The following is a 21,903-nucleotide window of genomic DNA, read 5'->3' as shown; positions in this document are numbered from 1 at the left end:
TTCCCGAAAGGACTGCCCATGCGAGCCGTCGTCTTCGAACGCTACGGCGCCCCCGCCGAGGTACGCGAGCTGCCCGACCCCCGCCCGGCCCCCGACGGCGTGGTCGTCCGGGTCGAGGCCACCGGGCTGTGCCGCAGTGACTGGCACGGCTGGATGGGCCACGACCCCGACATCGAGCTGCCGCACGTGCCGGGGCACGAACTCGCCGGTGTCGTCGAGGCCGTCGGCTCCCGGGTGACCCGCCGGCGGCCCGGCGACCGGGTCACCGTGCCGTTCGTCTGCGCCTGCGGCACCTGCCCGGCCTGTGCGGCGGGCGACCAGCAGGTGTGCGAGCGGCAGACCCAGCCCGGCTTCCACCACTGGGGCTCCTTCGCCCAGTACGTGGCGCTGGACCACGCCGACGTCAACCTGGTCGCGATCCCGGACGACATGGCGTACGCCACCGCCGCCTCCCTCGGCTGCCGCTTCGCCACCGCCTTCCGCGCGGTGGTGCAGCAGGGCCGGGCGGCGGCGGGGGAGTGGGTCGCGGTGCACGGCTGCGGCGGGGTCGGGCTGTCCGCCGTGATGGTCGCGGCAGCCTCGGGGGCGCGGGTCGTCGCCGTGGACGTGTCGCCGCAGGCGCTGGACCTGGCGCGGAAGTTCGGTGCGGCGGAGTGCGTGGACGCCTCGCGCACCCCGGAGACGGCCGTGGCGATCCGTGAACTGACCGGCGGCGGAGCCCACCTCTCCCTCGACGCCCTCGGCTCCCCGGCCACCTGCGCGGCGTCCGTGAACGGCCTGCGCCGGCGCGGCCGCCACGTCCAGGTCGGCCTGCTGCCCCCGGCCGACGGCACCACGCCCGTCCCGCTGGCCCGTGCCGTGGCCCTGGAGCTCGAACTGCTGGGCAGCCACGGCATGGCCGCCCACGCCTATCCGGCGATGCTGGAACTGGTCGTGTCCGGGGTGCTGCGTCCGGACCTGCTGGTGACGCGGACCATCCCGCTCGACGCGGCCCCACAGGCCCTGGCCGCGATGGGCACCGCACCGGGCGCGGGCGTGACGGTCATCGAGCCGTGGCGCTGACGGCGGCCCCCTCCCGGTCCGGGACCGCCGCCAGCGCCCCGCACGCCTCGTACGCCGCCAACGGAACACGGTGCGGCCCCGGTTGCCCGAAGTCGCGGCCGGCGACCGGCCGGGTCAGTCGAACCGGCGGCCGCGGTTGCGGGGGCGGGAGGCGACCCAGGCGCGGACCGTGTCCGCGTACCAGTAGGGCTTGCCGCCCTCCACGTGGTCGGGCGGGGGCAGCAGCCCGTGCTTGCGGTAGGACCGGACGGTGTCGGGCTGCACGCTGATGTGCGCCGCGATCTCCTTGTAGGACCAGAGCCTTCGGTCGGTCATGAGTTGCACCTCCCTGCGCACACCGCGGCGGCGGCCGGGAAAGCCGTCGGGGGAGCCGGGCGCTGCGCTGGCGATCACCAAGCCTGCGTCCGGTGAACGACACCGGGTGAGGAGCGGACAGTGCCTGTCGTCACGGTGTGACGCACAGTCGACGTACACGCGACACATGTGACACAAGAGGGGTGTTCGTGACAGAACTGCCGCAATGGTGTCGCTACGCCCCGCACGAGCGCAGGAACGCCCGGGTCCGCCGGGCGATCGGCAGCGGAGCGTCCGGCTCGCAGGGATACATGTCCTGCTCCACGATGGCGAACAGATCCACGTCCAGCCGCTGGGCCGCCGCCAGGACGGGGCTCAACTCCGGTACGCCGGCGGGCGGTTCGCACATCACGCCCTGGGCCACGGCCGGTCCGAAGGGGGTGCCCTTCGCCCGCACGTCGGCCAGGACCTCCGGGTCCACCTGCTTGAGGTGCAGATAGCCGATGCGCTCGCCGTAGGTCTCGATCAGCTTGACGCTGTCCCCGCCGCAGTACGCGTAGTGCCCGGTGTCCAGGCACAGCGACACCGCGTCGGAGTCGGTGCCGTCGAGGAAACGCGCGACGTTCTCCTCGCTGTCGATGTGGGTGTCGGCATGCGGGTGGACGACGATCGTCAGTCCGTACCGCTCCCGCACCTCCCGGCCGAGCCGCTCGGTCAGGGACGTCAGGTTCCGCCACTGCTGCGCCGTCAGCGCGGACGGCTCCAGCACCTCGCCCGTCTTGTCGTCCCGCCAGAAGGAGGGGATGACGACCAGATGGCGGGCGCCCATGGCCTGGGTGAGGGCCGCGATGTCGCGGACGTGCGCCCAGGTCCTGTCCCACACGGCCGCCCCGTGGTGCAGGCCGGTGAAGACCGTGCCCGCCGAGACCTTCAGCCCGCGCCGGGCGGTCTCCTCGGCGAGCACGGCCGGGTCCGTCGGCAGATAGCCGTAGGGGCCCAGCTCGATCCACTCGTAGCCGGAGTCCGCCACCTCGTCGAGGAAGCGCCGCCAGGGGACCTGCTTCGGGTCGTCGGGGAACCACACACCCCAGGAATCGGGCGCCGATCCGATCCGGATACGGGACAGTGAGGAGGAGGGCGGCAGCGACGTCATGGGCGCCAGCGTGAGGGCGCGCAGAAAGCGGTGTCAAGAGTTGGTCCGTATGTCTGGACAAAACATTGACAGGGTCGGCCCGGGGAGGCTAGAAATCCGGGAAGAGCCGCGACGAGCCGGGAAAGAGCCGGGACGAGCCGGGGAAGAGCCGCGACGAAGGGAAGCCGATGGCGTACGACCTGATCACCATGGGGCGGATCGGGGTGGACCTCTACCCGCTCCAGACAGGTGTCCCGCTCGCCCAGGTGTCGTCCTTCGGCAAGTTCCTCGGCGGCTCGGCGACGAACGTCGCGGTCGCCGCGGCCCGGCTCGGCCGGCACACCGCCGTGATCACCCGTACCGGTGACGACCCGTTCGGCGCCTATCTGCACGAGGCGCTGCGCGGTTTCGGCGTGGACGACCGCTGGGTCACGCCGGTCCCGGGCCTGCCGACCCCGGTCACCTTCTGCGAGGTCTTCCCGCCGGACGACTTCCCCCTCTACTTCTACCGGCAGCCCAAGGCGCCCGACCTGGAGATCGACGCCCACGACCTGGACCTCGACGCCGTCCGCGACGCCCGGATCTTCTGGGTCACCGGCACCGGCCTGAGCGAGGAGCCGAGCCGTACGGCGACCCTCGCGGCCCTCACCCACCGGGCGAAGTCCGGCCCGACGGTGTTCGACCTCGACTGGCGCCCGATGTTCTGGAGCCACCCCGACGAGGCCCGCCCCTTCTACGCCGAGGCGCTGCGGCACACGACCGTCGCCGTCGGCAATCTGGACGAGGTGGAGGTCGCGACGGGTGTGCGCGAGCCCCACGAGGCCGCTCGCGCGCTCCTCGCGGCCGGGGTCGAGATCGCCGTCGTCAAGCAGGGACCCAAGGGTGTCCTCGCGGTCGGCGCGAACGGCGACTCGGCCGAGGTGCCGCCCCTGCCGGTCACCGTCCTCAACGGACTCGGCGCCGGGGACGCGTTCGGCGGCTCCCTCTGCCACGGCCTCCTCGAAGGCTGGGACCTGGAGACGATCATGCGGCACGCCAACGCGGCCGGCGCCATCGTCGCCTCCCGCCTGGAATGCTCCTCCGCGATGCCCACCCCGGACGAGGTGGCCGCCGCGCTCGACGCCGGAGCGGTGCTGTGAGGGCCGGCCGCGTCGCGGGCACCCACGCCGAGGGCGGGGACGGCGGGAGGAGCCCCCGTACCGACGGCGGGAGAAGTCCGCGTGTCGACGTCGCCGAACTCGTCCGCATCCGTACCCATCACCCCGAGGCGATCTCCGAGGCGGCCGTCCGCCGGGCGCGCAGGCCGTTGCTGAACGAGGGCGGCCGGCTGATGATCGTCGCCGCCGACCACCCCGCCCGGGGCGCGCTCGGCGTCGGGGACCGGGGGCTCGCCATGGCCAACCGCGCCGACCTGCTGGAGCGGTTGTGCCTGGCGCTGTCCCGGCCCGGGGTGGACGGCGTCCTCGCCACCGCCGACATCCTGGACGACCTGCTGCTGCTCGGTGTCCTCGACCACAAGGTGGTCATGGGCTCGATGAACCGGGGCGGACTGCAGGGCGCCCGCTTCGAGCTGGACGACCGCTTCACCGGGCACCGCCCAGAGGACATCCAGCGGCTCGGCTTCGACGCGGGCAAGCTGCTGCTGCGTATCGACTACGACGACCCCGGCTCCCTGACCACCCTGGAGTCCACCGCCCGGGCGATCGACGACATGGCCGCGCGCCGGCTGCCCGTCTTCGTGGAGCCGTTCATCAGCCGCCGCTCCCCCGAGGGGAAGCTGAGGAACGACCTGTCCGCCGAGGCCGTCACCCGGTCCATCGCCATCGCCTCCGGCCTCGGCGGCTCCTCCGCCTACACCTGGCTGAAGGTGCCGGTCACCGACGACCCCGACGACATGGCCCGGGTCATGGAGACCTCGACCCTGCCCGCCGTCCTCCTCGGCGGCGACATCGGCGACTCGCCCGAGAGCCAGATCGCCGCCTACGAGAAGTGGCGCGGCGCGCTCCAACTCCCCACCGTGCGCGGCCTGGTGGTCGGCCGCTCGCTGCTGTACCCGGCGGACGGCGATGTGGCCGCCGCCGTGGACACCGCCGTAGGACTGCTGTGAGGGCCGCATGACCAGTACCGATCCGCATCTGCCCAAGGGCGCGACCGCGAACGCCCAGTACGCAGTCGACATCGATCCCAAGGCGGCCGGCTGGACGCACAGCAGTCTGCGGGTGGCCGAGTTGACGCCCGGCGGCACACATACGTTCACCGCCGGGGACAGTGAGTGGATCGTGCTTCCGCTGCAAGGCGGATGTACCGTACAAATTGAGACTGCGTCAACCGAGCAGCACGAGTTCCAACTCCTGGGCCGGGACAGCGTGTTCGCGAAGGCTTCCGACTTCGCGTACGTTCCCCGGGACGCCCGGGTCCAGATCGCCTCCGGCGCGGGAGGCCGCTTCGCCCTGGCAGGAGCGAAGTGCGAGCGACGACTCCCCGCCCGCTACGGCCCCGCGCCGGAGGTCCCCGTCGAGCAGCGCGGCAGCGGCAACTGCGCCCGCCAGGTGCGGAACTTCGCCTCCGCCGACTCCTTCGACTGCGACAAGCTGATCGCCGTCGAGGTGATCACGCCGGGCGGCAACTGGTCCTCGTACCCGCCGCACAAGCACGACGAGCACCGGCCGGGCGAGGAGTCCGTGCTGGAGGAGATCTACTACTTCGAGATCGACGGCCCGAACGGCCTGGGCTATCAGCGCGTGTTCCCCTCCCGCGAGGGCGGCACCGACGTCCTCGCCGAGGTCCGCTCCGGCGACGCCGTCCTCGTCCCCGACGGCTGGCACGGCCCGTCGATCGCCCAGCCCGGGCATGACATGTACTACCTGAACGTCATGGCGGGCCCGGGCGCGACGCGGGAGTGGCGGATCTGCTTCCACCCGGATCACGTAGAGAGCACAGGGGGGTACCGATGACCACGACCCGGCTGACCGTCGCCCAGGCGCTGGTCCGCTTCCTCGCCGCGCAGTACACCGAGCGCGACGGCGAGCGGCGCCGGCTGATCGGCGCGACGTGGGGCATCTTCGGGCACGGCAACGTCGCCGGGATCGGCCAGGCGCTGATCGAGTACCGCGACGTGATGCCGTACCACCAGGGCCGCAACGAGCAGTCCATGGTGCACGCGGCGGTCGGCTACGCCCGTCAGGCGAACCGGCTGTCCGCGCACGCGGTGACGACGTCGATCGGCCCCGGCGCCACCAACCTGGTCACCGGCGCCGCTCTGGCCACCATCAACCACCTCCCTGTCCTGCTCCTCCCCGGCGACGTCTTCGCCACCCGTCCCGCCGACCCGGTCCTGCAGCAGCTGGAGGTGCCGTACGCGGGCGACGTCTCGGTCAACGACACGCTGCGCCCGGTGTCGAAGTACTTCGACCGCATCACCCGCCCGGAAGCCCTGATCCCGGCCGCGCTGCAGGCCATGCGGGTACTCACCGACCCGGTGGACACCGGCGCGGTCACCCTCGCCCTGCCGCAGGACGTGCAGGCCGAGGGCCACGACTGGCCGGAGGAGTTCTTCGCCGAGCGCGTGTGGACCGTGCGCCGGCCGGGCGCGGACCCGGTCGAACTGGCCGAGGCGGTCACGGCGATCCGCGCGGCCCGGCGGCCTCTCGTCGTCGCGGGCGGCGGGGTCCACCACAGCCGCGCCGAGGAGGCCCTCGCGGAGTTCGCGTCGGCCACCGGCATACCGGTCGCCTCCACCCAGGCCGGCAAGGGCTCGCTGCGCCACGACCACCCGCAGGACGTGGGCGGGGTCGGCCACACCGGCACCGCCACCGCCGACGAACTGGCCCGCACCGCCGACCTGGTGATCGGCGTCGGCACCCGGTACACCGACTTCACCACCGCCTCCGGCACCCTCTTCGCGCACCCGGACGTCCGCTTCCTGAACCTCAACATCGCGCCCTACGACGGCCACAAGCTGGCCGCGCTGCCGCTGATCGCGGACGCCCGCAGCGGCCTGGGCGAGCTGACCGAGGCCCTCCAGATGCACGGCCACCGCGTCCGGGACTCCTACGTCACCGAGTACACCGAGGACAAGGAGCGCTGGGAGCAGCGTGTCGACGCCTGCTTCGAGGCCGACGAGATCGACGTACGGCCGACGCAGCCGCAGGTCATCGGGGCGCTGGACGCCCTGGTGGACGAGTCGGACGTGATCGTCAACGCGGCCGGCTCGCTCCCGGGCGATCTGCACAAGCTGTGGCGGACGCGCTCGTACGACCAGTACCACCTGGAGTACGGCTACTCCTGCATGGGCTACGAGATCCCGGCCGCGATCGGCGTGAAGCTCGCGGCGCCGGAGCGCACCGTGTGGGCGCTGGTCGGCGACGGCACGTACCTGATGATGCCGACGGAGATCGTGACGGCCGTGCAGGAGGGCATCGCGATCAAGATCCTGCTGGTGCAGAACCACGGGTACGCCTCCATCGGCGGGCTGTCGGAGTCGGTGGGCGGCGAGCGGTTCGGCACCGCCTACCGGTTCCCGACCGAGGAGGGGACGCTCACGGGCGCCCCGCTGCCCGTCGACCTCGCCGCGAACGCGGCCAGCCTGGGCATGCGGGTGCTGCGCGCGAAGACCGTCGAGGAGCTGCGCGCGGCGCTCGCCGAGGCGCGGGCCGCCGACACTCCCACATGTGTCTACGTCGAGACCGAAACGGCCGACACTGTGTCGGGCGCGCCTCCGGCGCAGGCCTGGTGGGATGTTCCTGTGGCCGAGACCGCGACCCGACCGTCGGCGGTCAAGGCCCGTGAGCTGTACGACCGGCACGTCTCGACCCGACGCCGCCATCTGTAAAAGGAGTTTCTGGGCATGACGAAGATCGTCAACCACTGGATCGGCGGCAAGACCGCCGAAGGCGCGTCGGGCACGTACGGGCCGGTCACCGACCCGGCGACCGGCGCGGTCACCACGAAGGTCGCGTTCGCGTCGGTCGACGAGGTGGACGCCGCCGTCGCCGCCGCGAAGGAGGCCTTCGTGACCTGGGGCCAGTCCTCGCTGGCCCGGCGCACGGAGATCCTGTTCCGCTTCCGCGCGCTGCTGGACGCCAACCGGGACGCCATCGCCGAGCTGATCACCGCCGAGCACGGCAAGGTGCACTCCGACGCGCTCGGCGAGGTCGCGCGCGGTCTGGAGATCGTGGACCTGGCCTGCGGGATCAACGTGCAGCTGAAGGGCGAGCTGTCGACGCAGGTCGCCAGCCGGGTGGACGTCTCCTCGCTGCGCCAGCCGCTGGGCGTGGTCGCGGGCATCACGCCGTTCAACTTCCCGGCGATGGTCCCGATGTGGATGTTCCCGATCGCCATCGCGTGCGGCAACACCTTCGTGCTCAAGCCGAGCGAGAAGGACCCGTCGGCCTCCGTCAAGCTCGCCGAGCTGCTGGCCGAGGCCGGCCTGCCCGACGGCGTCTTCAACGTCGTGCACGGTGACAAGGTGGCCGTGGACCGCCTGCTGGAGCACCCGGACGTCAAGGCGGTCTCGTTCGTCGGCTCGACCCCGATCGCCCGTTACATCCACACCACCGCCTCCGCGGCCGGCAAGCGGGTGCAGGCGCTGGGCGGCGCGAAGAACCACATGCTGGTCCTGCCGGACGCCGACCTGGACGTGGCCGCCGACGCGGCGGTCTCGGCCGCCTACGGCTCGGCGGGCGAGCGCTGCATGGCCATCTCGGCCGTCGTCGCGGTCGGCGCGATCGGCGACACGCTGGTGGAGAAGATCCGCGAGCGCGCCGAGAAGATCAAGATCGGCCCGGGCAACGACCCGACGTCCGAGATGGGCCCGCTGATCACCGCCGCCCACCGCGACAAGGTGGCCTCCTACGTGCGGAACGCGGCCGCGGAGGGCGCGGAAGTGGTCCTGGACGGCACCGGCTACACGGTCGAGGGCTTCGAGGACGGCCACTGGATCGGCCTCTCGCTGCTGGACCGGGTGCCGACGTCGGCGAAGGCCTACCAGGACGAGATCTTCGGCCCGGTGCTGTGCGTGCTGCGCGCCGAGACGTACGAGGAGGGCCTGGCCCTCATCAACGCCTCGCCGTTCGGCAACGGCACCGCGATCTTCACCCGGGACGGCGGCGCGGCCCGCCGCTTCCAGCTGGAGGTCGAGGCCGGCATGGTCGGCGTGAACGTCCCGATCCCGGTCCCCGTCGGCTACCACAGCTTCGGCGGCTGGAAGGACTCCCTCTTCGGCGACCACCACATCTACGGCAACGACGGCACGCACTTCTACACCCGCGGCAAGGTCGTCACCACCCGCTGGCCCGACCCGGCCGACGCCCCGGCGGGCGTGGACCTGGGCTTCCCGCGCAACCACTGAGCGCCCGACAGGGCCGTCCGTATAGCGGACGGCCCTGTTTTTTTGTGCCCGGGCACTGCGATTCTCGTACCGGTGCAAGTGCCCGCCTATAGGGACCGTTGCTGCGAGAACCGGCTTCAGGCCGTCTTTTTGCTGCGGATTTCGTAGGTGAACACCCATTGACGTGGCGGTTTTCGTCGGGGTTCCATTCAGCCGCCGGGAGCGGACCAGAGCACGTACGACCAGGCCCGCCGGAGGCGATAGCGCTCCCGTCCTCACCCTCACTCGCACGAGTCGATCGGAACCGCCGTATGACCGACACGCTCCGCTCTGTCGACCCCGCCGTCATAGCCGCTTCTGACAGCCCCCAGAAACTCAAGCGGTCCATCGGCGTCGTCGGCGGCACCCTGCTCACGCTCTCGTGCGTCACCCCCGCCTCCACGCTCTTCGTCATCGTGCCCGACCTGTTCTCCAGCCTCGGCACCGCGACGGCCCTGTGCCTCGTCATCGGCGCGCTGCTCTGTATCCCCGTGGCCTTCTGTTACTCCGAGCTCGGCACCCTCATCCCCAGCGCCGGCGGCGAGTACGCCATCGTCTCCACGCTGGCCGGACGCCTCGCCGGCTGGCTGGCCTTCGTGATGTCCCTGCTCGTCGTGATGATCGTCCCTCCGGTCATCGCGATGGGCACCGCCGACTACCTCGCCCCGGTCGTCCACCTCGACCCGTCCCTCACGGGCGCCGGCGTGATGCTCGCGGCCACCCTCGCCGGCCTGCTGGACCTGCGCGCCAACGCCTGGATCACCGGCATCTTCCTGGTCCTGGAGGTCGTCGCCGCCGGCGTCGTCGCCCTCCTCGGCTTCACCCACTCCCACCGCGGCCTCGGCAGTCTCGGCTCGATGCAGATCGCCGGCGAGCACGCGCACGTGAACCCCGTGACCGCCATGATGGTCCTGTCCGGACTCGCCATCGCCCTGTTCGCCACCCAGGGCTTCTCCACCGCGATCTACCTCTCCGAGGAACTGGAGCACCCGCGCCGCAACGTCGCCCGCACCGTCCTCGCCACGCTCGCCATCTCCAGCGTGGTCATCCTGGTCCCGGTCGTGGCGATCACCCTGGGCGCCGGTGACCTCAAGTCCCTGACCGGCGGCGACATCAGCAGCATGGTCATCGCCTGGAGCAACTCGGCCGTCGGCACCTTCGTCAGCCTCTGCGTCGCCCTCGCGATCATCAACGCCGGCATCGTCATGGTCATCCAGAACTCCCGCGTCCTGTTCGCCTCCGCCCGCGACAAGGCCTGGCCCACCCCGGTCAACAACGCCCTCGCCAAGCTCGGCCGGTTCGGCTCCCCGTGGGTCGCCACCCTCGTCGTCGGCGTGCCCGGAGCCTTCCTCTGCTTCGTGAACCTGGACACGCTGTACGGCGTCACCGGCGTCGCCGTCACGGGCCTGTACCTGCTGGTCGCCGTCGCCGCGCTGCTCGCCCGGCGCGGCGGGCACGGCAGCCGCACGGCCTGGCGGATGCCGCTGTGGCCCGCGATGCCGGTGCTGCTCATCGCGGTCCTCGTCTACATCCTCGTCGAGCAGGACCCGTCCTACCTGCTGTGGACCGGCGCCATCACCGCCGTCGCCACCCTCTACTGGGCCCTCTACCTCCGCCCGCGCCGCGACACCCGCTGGCTGGTGTCGATCCCGGAGGACGCCGAGGCCTGACGGCCGGCCCGAGGGACACGCCGACGACGCCGGCCTTGAGGCCCCGCGGCGCTCCATGGCCCCGCGGTACCACGACCGGGATCCTCGCGTACCGCGCCCGAAGTACATCCGGCGGACCCGTACTCCCCAGGGAGGGGCCGGGGTTCAGCCCGGGGGATCCGTCGGATGTCAGTGCGGGCCCGTACCGTTGAGGCATGGATCTTCGGGTGCCCTCACCGCGAGGGCTGCTCAAGGGGCCGCGGCGGCTGATGGCCGCCGCGGCCGCCGTCGTGGTGCTGGCCGGCGCCGGCACCTGGACGGCCGCCGCCTCCGGCGGCCCGCCCCCGGTGCACCGCACCGACCGGATGATGGCGGTCGACGGCGTCCGCCTGGACACCTCGTTCTTCGCCCCGGCCGGCTCCGGCCGGCACCCGGCCGTCCTGCTGGGACACGGCTTCGGCGGCAGCAAGGACGACATGCGCGGCCAGGCCGAGGACCTCGCCCGGGACGGGTACGCGGTCCTGACCTGGTCCGCGCGCGGCTTCGGCAGGTCGACCGGGAAGATCGGCCTCAACGACCCCGAGGCCGAGGTCGCCGACGTCTCCCGGCTCATCGACTGGCTCGCCGCCCAGCCCCAGGTCCAGCTCGACAAGCCGGGCGACCCGCGCGTCGGCGTCGCCGGCGGCTCCTACGGCGGCGCGATCTCCCTGCTCGCCGCCGGACACGACCACCGCGTGGACGCCATCGCCCCGGCCATCACGTACTGGAACCTCGCCGACGCCCTCTTCCCGAACGGCGTGTTCAAGAAGCTGTGGGCCGGCATCTTTTTCAACAGCGGCGGCGGCTGCGTCCACTTCGAGCCCGAGCTGTGCCGGATGTACGACAGGGTCGCCGAGTCCGGCACCCCCGACCAGGCCGCCCGCACCCTGCTGGAGGAGCGCTCCCCGTCCGCGGTCGCCGCCCGCATCAAGGTGCCCACGCTGCTGGTGCAGGGCCAGACGGACTCCCTTTTCCCCCTCGGCCAGGCCGACGCCGCCGAGAAGGCGATCAGGGCCAACGGCGCCCCCGTGGACGTCGACTGGATCGCGGGCGGCCACGACGGCGGCGACATGGAGACCGGCAGGGTCCAGGCACGCGTGCGCGCCTGGTTCGACCGGTATCTGAAGGGCGACAAGAACACCGACACCGGCCCGGCCTTCCGCATCACCCGCACCGGAGGCGTGAACTCGAACGACGGCACGGCCCAGCTGCGCGGCGCCACCGCGCCCGCCTACCCGGGCCTGCGCGACCACCGGCGGGCCGTCGCCCTGACCGGCGGCACCCAGCGGATCGCCAACCCGGCCGGCGCCAGCCCGCCCGGTGTCTCCGCCCTGCCCGGCCTCGGCGGCTCCGGCGGCCTGTCCCAGCTCTCCGCGCTCGGCGTCGGCATCTCCCTCGACTTCCCCGGCCAGTACGCGAAGTTCGACTCCGCCCCGCTCACCCGCGACCTGCAGATCACCGGCACCCCGACCGCCACCGTCCACCTCACCTCCACCAGCGACGACGCCGTCCTGTTCGGCAAGGTCTACGACGTCGGCCCCGGCGGCACCCAGCAGGTGCTGCCCAGCCAGCTCGTCACCCCCTTCCGGGTGACCGGCGCCAAGGCCGGCAAGGACGTGACGATCACCCTCCCGGCGATCGACCGCACGGTGCAGAAGGGCCACCGGCTCCGCCTGGTCCTCGCCTCCACCGACCTCGGCTACGCCTCCCCGGCCGCGCCCGCCACCTACACCGTCTCCCTCAAGGACGCCCTGAGCGTGCCGACGGCCCCCGCCGTCAGCACCGCCGCCGCGCCCCTGCCGTCCTGGGTGTGGTGGCTGCCCGCCGCCGGCGCGGCCGTCGCGCTCGCCCTGCTGCTCACCGCCCGCCGCCGCACGACCGCCCCCGCACCCGCCCCGGAGCTGGCCGAAGTCCCGCTCGTCATCAAGGACCTGAGCAAGCGGTACGCCAGGTCCACCGACCGGTACGCGGTGCGCGAGCTCTCCTTCCGGGTGGAGCGCGGCCAGGTGCTCGGCCTGCTCGGCCCCAACGGCGCGGGCAAGACCACCACCCTGCGCATGCTGATGGGCCTGATCACCCCGGACGACGGAGAGATAAGGGTCTTCGGGCACGCCGTCCGGCCCGGCGCGGCCGTGCTGTCCCGGGTCGGCGCGTTCGTGGAAGGCGCGGGCTTCCTGCCGCACCTGTCCGGCCGGGAGAACCTGGAGCTGTACTGGCGGGCCACCGGCCGCCCGCCCGCGGACGCCCACCTGGACGAGGCGCTGGAGATCGCCGGGCTCGGCGACGCGCTCGCCCGCGCGGTGCGCACGTACTCCCAGGGCATGCGCCAGCGCCTCGCCATCGCCCAGGCCATGCTCGGCCTGCCCGACCTGCTCATCCTGGACGAGCCCACCAACGGCCTCGACCCGCCGCAGATCCGCGAGATGCGCGAGGTGATGATCCGCTACGCGGCCGCCGGCCGTACGGTGATCGTCTCCAGCCACCTCCTCGCCGAGGTCGAGCAGTCCTGCACCCACCTCGTGGTGATGGACCGCGGCCGGCTCGTCCAGGCGGGCCCCGTGCACGAGATCGTCGGCTCCGGCGACACCCTGCTGGTCGGCACAGCCGCACCGGTGCAGGAGCCGGTCGTGGAGAAGGTCGGCGCGCTGCCCGGCGTCGCCTCCGCCGTGCGCACCGACGACGGACTGCTGGTCCGGCTGGAGCCGGGCGGCACGGCCGAGCGGCTGGTCGTGGAACTGGTGCGCCTCGACGTGCCCGTCGCCTCGGTCGGTCCGCACCGCCGCCTCGAAGACGCCTTCCTGACCCTGATAGGAGGTTCCGCATGAGCACGCTCGCCGAGGTCGCCTCCGGCTATCAGACCCGGCACACCCTGCCCCTGCGGGTCGAGCTGGTCCGCCAGCTCAAGCGGCGGCGCACCCTGGTCATGGGCGCGATCCTCGCCCTGCTGCCGTTCGTGCTGCTGATCGCCTTCGCGATCGGCACCCCGCACGACCGGAACGGCCAGGTCACCCTGATGGACACGGCCACCGCGTCGGGCGCCAACTTCGCCGCGGTCAACCTGTTCGTCTCGGTGGGCTTCCTGCTGGTGATCCCGGTCGCCCTGTTCTGCGGGGACACGGTCGCCTCGGAGGCCAGCTGGTCCTCGCTGCGCTATCTGCTGGCCGCGCCCGTGCCCCGGGCCCGGCTGCTGTGGTCCAAGCTCGTCGTCGCGCTCGGGATGAGCCTCGCCGCGATGGTGCTGCTCCCGGTCGTCGCGCTCGCCGTCGGCACGGCGGCCTACGGCTGGGGCCCGCTGCAGATACCGACCGGCGGCGCGCTGGACAGCGGCACGGCGGCCCAGCGGCTCCTGGTGGTCGTGGCGTACGTCTTCGTCTCCCAACTGGTCACCGCCGGGCTCGCGTTCTGGCTGTCCACCAAGACGGACGCCCCGCTCGGCGCGGTCGGCGGAGCGGTCGGCCTGACGATCGTCGGCAACGTCCTGGACGCGGTCACCGCCCTCGGCCACTGGCGCGACTTCCTGCCCGCGCACTGGCAGTTCGCCTGGGCCGACGCCGTCCAGCCGCACGCCGAGTGGTCCGGCATGATCCAGGGCGCGGCGGTCTCCGTCTCCTACGCCCTGGTGCTGTTCGCCCTGGCCTTCCGAGGCTTCGCCCGCAAAGATGTGGTTTCATAATTGCTTTTTCGTATTTCTTTCTCCGGTAGTGCGCCGAGGAATCTGAATAATGTGCGCTCCTTCACTGCGGAAAACTTCATGCGTATGGAGTAGTGCATCGCTTTGGGCGGGCTGTGGACTGCTATGTTCTGCCTCTGTCGGATCAGAGGTAACTCCAAGTGAGGTGATCATGAACAAGGCAGTTCTCACCACTGCGGCGCTGGCCATTGGCGCGAGTCTCGTGGGTGGCTCCGCCGTCGCGGCGTCGGCCACCGCCAAAGCGCCGGAACACGAAACCGGCCCGCTCGGTCTCATGTCCCAGGCCGAGGTGACTCCGGCGATCGTGCCCGCGGCCGACACCGTGATGCGGGTGGCCAAGCAGGGCAACCTCACCAAGGGCAGTGCGTTCGACGAGAACCAGTCATCTACGGTCACCGGCACGAACAAGGCGGCGCGGGCTTCCGGCGTATACCTGGACGGGATGGGACGCGACAGCAGTAAGAAGCCCGCAATTCCGGTGAAGAACCCGGCCGGAACCGGATCTGTTCAGCTCCATCCGCTGAATGCGCCGACCAGCGCCGGGCTCGGTAGCCTGCTCAGCCAGGGATGACACGTAAACCGTCAGGAGTCGGTGCGGTGAAAGCCGCCGGAATTCTGACACTCTGATCCGGTTCTCGTCACCCACGTCCGGCGCCTTAAAGGCGTAGCGCAGAGTCTGGAGCCGGACCAGCAGCTCCGTACTCGCCCGGTGCCCGATGCGATGCCCGGGATACGCCTCAAGCCTGTTCGGCCCACTGGAATCCTCCTGACCAGTGGGCCGGACGCATGTCGGCGTCCGCTCCTGCTTCCCCGTGAGGCACTTGGGAAGCGGGGCACGGCATCGTTCCGCCATCCGATGGAATCCGTCTGGTATGGCCGGTGTCCGCGTGACTTTCCGCCGCATATTTCGGTTTCTTGCCATGTAAGCGCGGGTTACCGTGAATCCAGGAAGGAACCGAGTTGACCAGGAAGTTCGCGGTCGTCACCGCACTGGCCCTTGGCGCTCTCTGCGGCAGCGCGGGCGTTGCCTCCGCCCATTCGAACACGACCAACGTCACTGGCGGTGAGGGCTTTTCGGAGTCCCCGGTCGTTGTGAACGCCCCCCAGCAGGGTGTGGTCGTCGTCAACGGCGCCCTCGTTGACGGCCGCTGCATCGCGCCGTGGTCCAACGGTGCCGTTCTCGGCGGCGTCGTTCCGCCGAACTCGCACTACGCCGCCTGTGACACCGCTGCTGTCAACCAGTCGCAGAACGCTCCGTACGTCGGCGGCCTGCTCTTCTGACCCCCCGCTCCGAGTAATTCGGGGCAGGTGAACCCTCCACAAACGCAGTCCGGAAAGGACATCTCATGCGTAACAAGGTTACGGCCATCTCGGCCCTCGCCGCAGGTGTCGTTCTGGCGGCCGCCGGCACCGCCGCAGCCGACAACTGCACGACTGTCACCGGCGGCAACGGCTTCTCGTCGTCCCCGGTCGTCGTGAACGCCCCCCAGCAGGGCGCCATCGTCTCCAACGGCACGCTTGTCGACCTCCGCTGTGTCGCCCCGTGGTCCAACGGTGCCGTTCTCGGCGGCGTCGCCGCACCGAACTCGCACTACGCCGCGTGCAACACGGCCGGTGTCAACCAGGCGCAGAACGCGGCGTACGCCGGCGGCCTGCTGTTCTGACCCCTTCGCGCTCCGAACCCCCCCCGGAGCGGGGATGTCAGCAGACGTTCCCGTCCAACCCACCCCTCCCACAACCGAAAGGCGCATCTCATGCGTAACAAGGTTACGGCTCTCTCCGCGCTCGCCGCGGGCCTCGTCCTGGCCGCCGCCGGCACCGCTGCTGCCGACAGCAACACCTTCGCCAGCGGTGGCAACGGCTTCGCGGAGTCTCCGGTCGTCGTGAACTCCCCTCAGCAGGGGCTTGTCGTTTCCAACGGTGCTCTGATCGACGGCCGCTGCATCGCGCCGTGGTCCAACGGTGCCGTTCTCGGTGGCGTGGTCGCGCCGAACTCGCACTACGCCGCGTGCAACACGGCCGAAGTCAACCAGGCGCAGAACGCCCCCTACGCGGGCGGCCTGCTGTTCTGAGCAGTCATCACCGGCCTGGCGGCCCGCCGACATTCGGCGGGCCGCCAGCTGTTTTCTGTGGCCGCCCTGGAAGAGCGTCCCGAGAACGCCGAAGGCCGGCTCCGGGAAACGGAGCCGGCCTGGATCGCTCGGCGGGTGTGTGTCCTCTGAAACGATCAGTTATTTGGCGATCGGAAGCTTGGCCGGAAGCTGGGCAGGCGACTTGCCGTTGAGAGGGTTCGGAAGGGTGCCGCCGAAGACGGGTGTCTTGACGATGCCCGACTGCTTCACGCCCTCTGTCGCGGTCCTGACGTCGTTGGCGACGGCGCCCGTCGGCATCTCGGCTGCGTTGGGAAGAGCACGGGTGACCGTCTTCCCGTCCTCCAGAATGCCCTGTGCCGGCACGTCCGCGGCGACAGCGGGCGCCGCAGCCCCCGCGATGGCCAGGGTGCCGACCATGAGGGCCGCAGCCTTCAGCTTCTTCATTGTGTTCCTTTCGTCCGCAGCTCGGGAGCTCGGGTCACACTTCTCCTGGGCTAACGAGAGAGATGCGCCGCGGGAAACTCCGCTGACGGCAAGTTTCCGGAACTCATACATCCCGAATGACCTCGCGGATAAAAACGGATAAGCGGCCCGCCGTCGTGCGGCACCGGGCCGCCGACGGCGGGCGTCCGTCACCACATGACCGGCCCCCTCAGGCGGTCGCGTCGATCGGTTCCGAGCGCGGTGTCGTGTGCCTTCCGTCGGTGACGGCGATCGTGTAGCGGTGATGTGAGCCGTGGGGGACGGAATCCGTGTAGGTCATGTCCGGTCGGTTCCATTCGGCCGACCGCTGCCTCCGCGAGGCCACGAGAACACCGTCTCGGTAGATCAGGTACGTCAGCTCCGCGTCGTCCCTGTCCCATGCGGCACGCCAGGTGAGCGTGACCGTTCCGGCGCGGGCACGCCCGACCGTGAGCCGGGGCGCCGCCTCCGGGGCCGTGTCGCCGGGGCGGGCCCCGAAGCGCGTCAGACCCTGCTGGGGTTTGCCGTTGACCGTGGTGAACTCTCCGCCCGCCCAGAGGACGCCGCCGGCCATCACGAGCGTACGGGGGCCGACTCCCTCACCGATACCGTCATCGGTGTCGGGGAACCAGTGCAGGATGCTCTTGTCACCGATCGACTGAGCCAGGAAATGCCGTCGGGGTCCGTCGGGGAAGCCCCCGGGGGTGAGGCCGCAGTAGTGGGCGTGGGATGCGCTGTACAGGACGTCCTTGTACACGACGACATCCTGAGTGGCGCCCAGACAGGTGTCCTTCCAGACCATCGCGCCGTCGGACAGCCGGCCCGCGATACGGCCGTCGAAGATGCCCGCCCCCTCGCCCTCGGCTCCCAGGTAGAAGCGGTCGCCGTTGCGGGCCAGCGACGTCACCGCGGATCGATCCGGCAGCCAGTCCGGGAAGGACCTCACCGTCGAACCCGTCGTGGGATTCAGGGAGACCAGCGCCTGCTCCGGCTTGCCGTTGACGTTGTGGAACCTTCCGCCGACGAGCACCTGTCCTCGATCAGGTGCGGCCAGGAGGGCCCGGACCGGCTCGTCGATGTCCGCCTTGAACGGCAGCAGTGTCCCGCTGCGGCTGAGCGCCGCGAGGCGCTTTCTCTCCTGGCCGTCGACGACCGTGAAATCGCCCCCCAGGTACACGGTCGTGCCGGTGGTCTGGATGGCCCGTACGGGCGCCGCCACGGCGGGGCGGAAATCCCTCCGCAGCGAGCAGTCGGCCGTGTTGAGGGCGACCGCACTGGCCACTCCGGCGCCGTCGACCTTGCCGAACGATCCGCCGACATACAGTACTTTGCCGTCGGGCGATGCCTTCAGCGCCCGTACCGTCCCGGCGCCTTCCGTGAAGGAGTGGGCACACGGCAGCAGTTTGCCGGTCGCCGCGTCGAAGGCCGCGAAGTTCTTCCGGGTGACCTGCTTCTGGCCGGGCTTCGCGCCAGGCGGGCGGACGCTGTCGAAAGTGCCGCCGACGTACACGACACCGCGTGCGTACTCGACCGACCAGACGATGCCGTCCGTCTGCCAGGTCGCCAACGGGGCCGCGGTCAGAGTTGTTTCACCGCGCAGGGTCTTCTCGGCACGCGGGATTTTCACGTCGTGCGCCTGCGCGCCGAAAGCGGACGTGAGCGAAGCGGCCGTGAGGAGGGCCACCGCGGAAGCCGTGGTGGCGGTCCTGGCCGTGCTTTTACTTGGTCGCATGGAACTCGAAAGTAGGCACCCGGCCCCGGATTTCGCGACGCCGCGACGACGCGCTCCGCCCTTCAGGACCTTAGTGAAGCTCAAATGGCCTAGGAAAAGGAGTCGTAACCCACCACGGCATGCTGTTCGTGGGAATCTCGGGCCAGATCAGGTACCCGAGCTCTGGTACCCCGAGCAACGAGGAGGAGTGCTCGTCATGCGAGTAGCCGCCCGAACAAAGACGCAGTCACGGCAGTTGAGTTGGGGAGCGGGGCTCGTCGGCGCCGGCCTGACCGCGACCTTGGCCTTCGGCATCGCCGCCGGCCCGGCGTCGGCCCACGCCGTCCCCCGGGCGACGCAGGCGTGCACGTCGTGCAAGGCGACGACCACCCCCACGACCGGGTGCCCGTCGTGCCAGACAAAGCCGCCCACGTCCGGGTGTTCGGCGTGCCAGTCGATGCCGCCCATGCCGACCATGCCCCCGTGCGGGTGCCAGACGGCGCCGCCGCCCCCTCCGCCGGTCTGCCCCCCGGGCTCGACCGCGGTCAGCGTGACCAATCCCAAGACCGGCTCCGTCGCGATCCCCGGCGACGGAAGCTTCAAGCTCACCGTCTCCAGCACCGCCCAGGGCCAGGTGTTCAGCTTCGACATCCCCAGCTCCGCTCACCGCTCCGTCGTCAGGGTCACCGCGACGGGCGGCACCGCCGGCTCCACCGTGGTCACCTACGACAGCACGACGGGCTTCCCCGACGGCATCGAGGCCGCCGGACCGCTGCACGCCCCGGTCAACTCGACCGGCAAGTTCGCGAATCTCAGCCGCATCGACTTCTGCGTCAAGCCCACCAAGTACTCCTGAGGAACCCGCAGGTGAGGGGGCCCGGGACGGCCCGGGCCCCCTCAGGGCCGGAAAGGGGGCGGGCCGGGGGACACCCCCGGGGTGCTGGGCGGTGCCGGGGGGGACGTGTCGCCGGTGGGCGCGGTGTCGATGCAGTCGGTGAACTGTACGAAGCGGGCGGGACCGGTGCCCTCGGTGACGGCGAACTCGGTCCGAGGATGGCTCCGCAGCAGGCACATGTCGTAGCGGACGACGGTCGGCAGGCTCTCCCCCTCGTGGGCTGTCCGGTACTGGTGGCGGCCCACGAGCTGACAGGAGTCGTAGCGGATCAGGGGTCCCCGTGGGCCCACCGTGTAGCGGTGCGGGCGGACTTCGGCGGAGAAGTCCTGGAAGGCGATCGCGGTGTCGTCGCAGTCGTTGAAGTGGACCGTTCCGCTGCTCCACACGCAGTCGATGATCCTGACGTCCGGGTCACGTACTTCGAACCGGATGTCCTGGGCGTGGAAACGCTGTACCGAGTCGTGGTGTCGGCTGACCGGAAAGCGGAAGAAGGTACTGGTGGTGCCGTACTCCGGGCTGCTTTTGGGGCGCTTGCCGGTGATGATGTACGAGCCGCCGCGGCAGTTGATGGATCCGCCGTAGGGGAACTCCAGGAAGTTGCCCCACTCGTATTCGACCTTCATGTCGGTGAACCAGTAGTTCAGGAACTGGTCCTGGTAGTTGGGGCTGGCCTGTTTGCGGCCCGTGAGCCCCGAGTACAGAAACGCCTTCCGATAGCTGCCGGCGACCGTGCAGGCTTCCCAGCGCATTTCCGAGTTGGTGTCCGTGCCGTCGAGGGCCAGCCCGTACTCCCATTCCCCGAGCCACTCGCACTCCGAGAACCGGTAGTCCTGGGCCTGGCCGGTGGAATAGGAACTGAAGAAGGACGCGCCCGGTGTGTCCGAGCGGAACTGCATGCGTTCGAAGGACAGGTTCGACCAGCTGTCCTCATTGCGGCACAGATAGGAGCCCGGGCCGGTGGCCGGGCGGAAGACCAGGGCGGTCATGTTCTTGCCGGCCCCGACAAAGCGCAGACCGTTCGCGGGCCGAGGCGGGGCCACGCCGTTCAGCAGCGCACAGGGACGGGTGATGAGAAAGTCCCCGGCGGGAATCTCGATCACCAGTCTGCCCACCCCGCCCCGGACATGGGCGGCGGCGAGCGCATAGGCGGATTCGAATGCCGCTGTGTCGTCGGTGTTTCCATCCCCCACGGCACCGAGTTCGGCTACGTTGATCGCGGACATCGGCCCCGGGTGCGCACTTTTGGCGGACGCGCTGTCGGCCGGCAGGGCCGCAGCGACCAGCAGTGACGCTCCGCCACGCAGAATATTCCGACGGTTGCGTGAGATCGCACCACCCAGTTCTGACATAGTTGCCTTCCTTTCTCACGTGGTTGTGTCACCAAGGAGGGTGATGGCCGAGTTCGCGGAGACGCTGAGGCAACTCTCGACGGCACAGAAACCGGCGAAGGGGGTGTCGGTCTACAGTCGGTTCGTCAATCGCCCGGCCGGCCGTGTCATGGCCGCGCTGGCCTTCCGGATCGGTGCGACCCCCAATCAGCTGACGCTCCTCGGTGCCTTGTTCACTTTTCCGGCCCTGGCGGCGGTGGCCCTGCTGCGGCCCGCGCCGGTGATGTCGGTCTGTGTCGGCGTGGCCCTTGTCCTGGGCTTCGCCCTGGACGCGGCAGACGGTCAGCTCGCCCGGATCCAGCGCTCTGCGAGTCTGTCGGGCGAGTGGCTGGACCATGTGCTGGACTGCGTCAGGATCGTCACGCTGCACTCGGTCGTCCTGGTGGCGTTCTACCGCTTCTTCGTTCTGTCCAGTCCGCTCCTTCTGCTGGCCCCCGTGGTGTTCCAGTCCGCAGCGGTGGTGATCTATTTCGCCGGCATTCTCACGCAGAAGCTCAAGGGGGGAAGAGTGGTGGCGGGAACGGACAGGGGATCTGCCTCGGTGCTGGGGCCCGTGCTGCTCCTGCCGGTCGACTACGGCACGACCTGTATCAGCTTTCTGTTTCTCGGCAGTCCGGCCATCTTCCTAGTTCTGTACTGCGGGCTGTTGCTGGCTCATGTCCTGTTCCTCGTCGCCTTCTCGGTGAAGTGGTACCGGGAACTGCATCAGTTCCAGCGCCCCGCGCAGTAGTGTGCTGGAGGTGTGGACCGTATAGGGGAAGTAGACGACGTCGACACCGACGTCCGCGAAGCGGCGTTCGAGGTTTTCCCATGTGGGTGTGCCCTTCCAGTCGTCTCCCTTGAAGACGACGTGAAAACCGACCTGCCGCCAGGTCCGCAGTTTGTCCTCGTGTGTCTCCACCACGACATCGTCGACGTGGCGCATGCTGCGGACGATCTCCAGGCGCTCGGTCAGCGGGATCACCGGCCGCCTGCCCTTGACGCGCCCGGCCAGTTCGTCGGACACCACCCCGGCCACCAGGCGGTCACAGCGCCGGCGTGCCTGACGCAGGATGTTGAGGTGCCCGATGTGGAACAGGTCCCAGACGCCGGGCGCGTATCCGATGAGTGTCGCTTCCAC

Annotated in this window: 22 protein-coding genes; 15 read left to right on the top strand and 7 right to left on the bottom strand. The window is 70.5% G+C overall.

Going from position 1 to position 21,903, the window contains the following annotated elements; genetic code table 11:
* Positions 1–18: 18 nt before the first annotated feature.
* The gene (locus ACFC8N_RS02860) at positions 19–1,062 is read left to right on the top strand and encodes a zinc-dependent alcohol dehydrogenase family protein (protein ID WP_376285752.1); all 1,044 of its coding nucleotides are present in this window, start codon (positions 19–21) and stop codon (positions 1,060–1,062) included.
* A 114-nt stretch (positions 1,063–1,176) separates the two neighbouring features.
* Here ACFC8N_RS02860 and ACFC8N_RS02855 read toward each other — a convergent pair whose 3' ends face one another.
* Complete coding sequence (locus ACFC8N_RS02855) at positions 1,177–1,377, bottom strand: MerR family transcriptional regulator (RefSeq protein ID WP_356023082.1); 201 nt, start codon at positions 1,375–1,377, stop codon at positions 1,177–1,179.
* 214 nt (positions 1,378–1,591) lie between these two features.
* Positions 1,592–2,509 (bottom strand): sugar phosphate isomerase/epimerase family protein, encoded by a 918-nt coding sequence (locus tag ACFC8N_RS02850; RefSeq protein WP_376285749.1) that lies wholly within the window; start codon positions 2,507–2,509, stop codon positions 1,592–1,594.
* A 167-nt stretch (positions 2,510–2,676) separates the two neighbouring features.
* Here ACFC8N_RS02850 and iolC point away from each other — a divergent pair, with 167 nt between their 5' ends.
* From iolC to ACFC8N_RS02790, 12 genes are all read left to right on the top strand, one after another.
* Positions 2,677–3,627 (top strand): 5-dehydro-2-deoxygluconokinase, encoded by a 951-nt coding sequence (gene iolC / locus ACFC8N_RS02845; RefSeq protein ID WP_362819665.1) that lies wholly within the window; start codon positions 2,677–2,679, stop codon positions 3,625–3,627.
* Positions 3,624–4,595 (top strand): deoxyribose-phosphate aldolase, encoded by a 972-nt coding sequence (locus ACFC8N_RS02840; protein WP_356023075.1) that lies wholly within the window; start codon positions 3,624–3,626, stop codon positions 4,593–4,595. Before iolC ends, ACFC8N_RS02840 begins: the two co-directional genes overlap by 4 nt.
* A 7-nt stretch (positions 4,596–4,602) precedes the next feature.
* The gene (gene iolB / locus ACFC8N_RS02835) at positions 4,603–5,442 is read left to right on the top strand and encodes a 5-deoxy-glucuronate isomerase (protein WP_376285746.1); all 840 of its coding nucleotides are present in this window, start codon (positions 4,603–4,605) and stop codon (positions 5,440–5,442) included.
* Complete coding sequence (gene iolD / locus ACFC8N_RS02830; protein ID WP_362819663.1) at positions 5,439–7,319, top strand: 3D-(3,5/4)-trihydroxycyclohexane-1,2-dione acylhydrolase (decyclizing); 1,881 nt, start codon at positions 5,439–5,441, stop codon at positions 7,317–7,319. The genes iolB and iolD overlap by 4 nt, the downstream gene beginning before the upstream one ends.
* Positions 7,320–7,334: 15 nt before the next feature.
* A complete protein-coding gene (gene mmsA, locus ACFC8N_RS02825; protein ID WP_376285743.1) occupies positions 7,335–8,837 on the top strand; it encodes a CoA-acylating methylmalonate-semialdehyde dehydrogenase in 1,503 nt (500 codons plus the stop codon).
* A gap of 290 nt (positions 8,838–9,127) precedes the next feature.
* Positions 9,128–10,525 carry an APC family permease gene (locus ACFC8N_RS02820; RefSeq protein WP_356023066.1) on the top strand — a complete coding sequence of 466 codons (1,398 nt, stop codon included), beginning with the start codon at positions 9,128–9,130 and terminating at the stop codon, positions 10,523–10,525.
* Positions 10,526–10,719: 194 nt separating this feature from the next.
* The gene (locus ACFC8N_RS02815) at positions 10,720–13,368 is read left to right on the top strand and encodes a CocE/NonD family hydrolase (RefSeq protein WP_376285740.1); all 2,649 of its coding nucleotides are present in this window, start codon (positions 10,720–10,722) and stop codon (positions 13,366–13,368) included.
* The gene (locus tag ACFC8N_RS02810) at positions 13,365–14,216 is read left to right on the top strand and encodes an ABC transporter permease (protein ID WP_356023061.1); all 852 of its coding nucleotides are present in this window, start codon (positions 13,365–13,367) and stop codon (positions 14,214–14,216) included. Before ACFC8N_RS02815 ends, ACFC8N_RS02810 begins: the two co-directional genes overlap by 4 nt.
* Positions 14,217–14,385: 169 nt before the next feature.
* Positions 14,386–14,805: a hypothetical protein gene (locus ACFC8N_RS02805; protein ID WP_356023059.1), complete on the top strand. Its 420-nt coding sequence runs from the start codon at positions 14,386–14,388 to the stop codon at positions 14,803–14,805.
* A gap of 389 nt (positions 14,806–15,194) precedes the next feature.
* On the top strand, positions 15,195–15,515 hold the full coding sequence (locus ACFC8N_RS02800) for a hypothetical protein (protein WP_356023057.1): 321 nt from the start codon (positions 15,195–15,197) through the stop codon (positions 15,513–15,515).
* 65 nt (positions 15,516–15,580) lie between these two features.
* Positions 15,581–15,898: a hypothetical protein gene (locus tag ACFC8N_RS02795; protein ID WP_356023055.1), complete on the top strand. Its 318-nt coding sequence runs from the start codon at positions 15,581–15,583 to the stop codon at positions 15,896–15,898.
* A gap of 90 nt (positions 15,899–15,988) precedes the next feature.
* Positions 15,989–16,306 carry a hypothetical protein gene (locus ACFC8N_RS02790; RefSeq protein WP_356023052.1) on the top strand — a complete coding sequence of 106 codons (318 nt, stop codon included), beginning with the start codon at positions 15,989–15,991 and terminating at the stop codon, positions 16,304–16,306.
* Positions 16,307–16,465: 159 nt separating this feature from the next.
* On the opposite strand, the gene ACFC8N_RS02785 is transcribed toward ACFC8N_RS02790, so the two are convergent.
* The 3 genes from ACFC8N_RS02785 to ACFC8N_RS02775 form a co-directional block, all read right to left on the bottom strand.
* Complete coding sequence (locus ACFC8N_RS02785) at positions 16,466–16,771, bottom strand: hypothetical protein (RefSeq protein WP_362819660.1); 306 nt, start codon at positions 16,769–16,771, stop codon at positions 16,466–16,468.
* A gap of 208 nt (positions 16,772–16,979) precedes the next feature.
* Positions 16,980–18,605: a fibronectin type III domain-containing protein gene (locus ACFC8N_RS02780; protein WP_356023048.1), complete on the bottom strand. Its 1,626-nt coding sequence runs from the start codon at positions 18,603–18,605 to the stop codon at positions 16,980–16,982.
* 63 nt (positions 18,606–18,668) lie between these two features.
* The gene (locus ACFC8N_RS02775) at positions 18,669–19,064 is read right to left on the bottom strand and encodes a hypothetical protein (RefSeq protein WP_356023045.1); all 396 of its coding nucleotides are present in this window, start codon (positions 19,062–19,064) and stop codon (positions 18,669–18,671) included.
* Here ACFC8N_RS02775 and ACFC8N_RS02770 point away from each other — a divergent pair.
* On the top strand, positions 19,051–19,356 hold the full coding sequence (locus tag ACFC8N_RS02770) for a hypothetical protein (protein ID WP_356023043.1): 306 nt from the start codon (positions 19,051–19,053) through the stop codon (positions 19,354–19,356). The two genes, ACFC8N_RS02775 and ACFC8N_RS02770, sit on opposite strands and share 14 nt — an antisense overlap.
* 41 nt (positions 19,357–19,397) lie before the next feature.
* On the opposite strand, the gene ACFC8N_RS02765 is transcribed toward ACFC8N_RS02770, so the two are convergent.
* Entirely contained in the window at positions 19,398–20,744 is a 1,347-nt protein-coding gene (locus tag ACFC8N_RS02765; protein ID WP_362819658.1) for a glycosyl hydrolase family 28-related protein, read from the bottom strand.
* Positions 20,745–20,787: 43 nt separating this feature from the next.
* Between ACFC8N_RS02765 and ACFC8N_RS02760 the strand changes: the two genes are divergently transcribed.
* The gene (locus ACFC8N_RS02760; protein ID WP_376285732.1) at positions 20,788–21,513 is read left to right on the top strand and encodes a CDP-alcohol phosphatidyltransferase family protein; all 726 of its coding nucleotides are present in this window, start codon (positions 20,788–20,790) and stop codon (positions 21,511–21,513) included.
* Here the strand turns inward: ACFC8N_RS02760 and ACFC8N_RS02755 are convergent.
* A complete protein-coding gene (locus ACFC8N_RS02755) occupies positions 21,409–21,903 on the bottom strand; it encodes an adenylyltransferase/cytidyltransferase family protein (protein ID WP_376285729.1) in 495 nt (164 codons plus the stop codon). The genes ACFC8N_RS02760 and ACFC8N_RS02755 overlap by 105 nt on opposite strands.

The sequence above is a fragment of the Streptomyces sp. NPDC055966 genome, from assembly GCF_042269865.1.
Classification (GTDB): domain Bacteria; phylum Actinomycetota; class Actinomycetes; order Streptomycetales; family Streptomycetaceae; genus Streptomyces.
The sequence above is the reverse complement of the archived record's forward strand: the minus strand, read 5'-3'. Positions and strand labels throughout refer to the sequence as shown.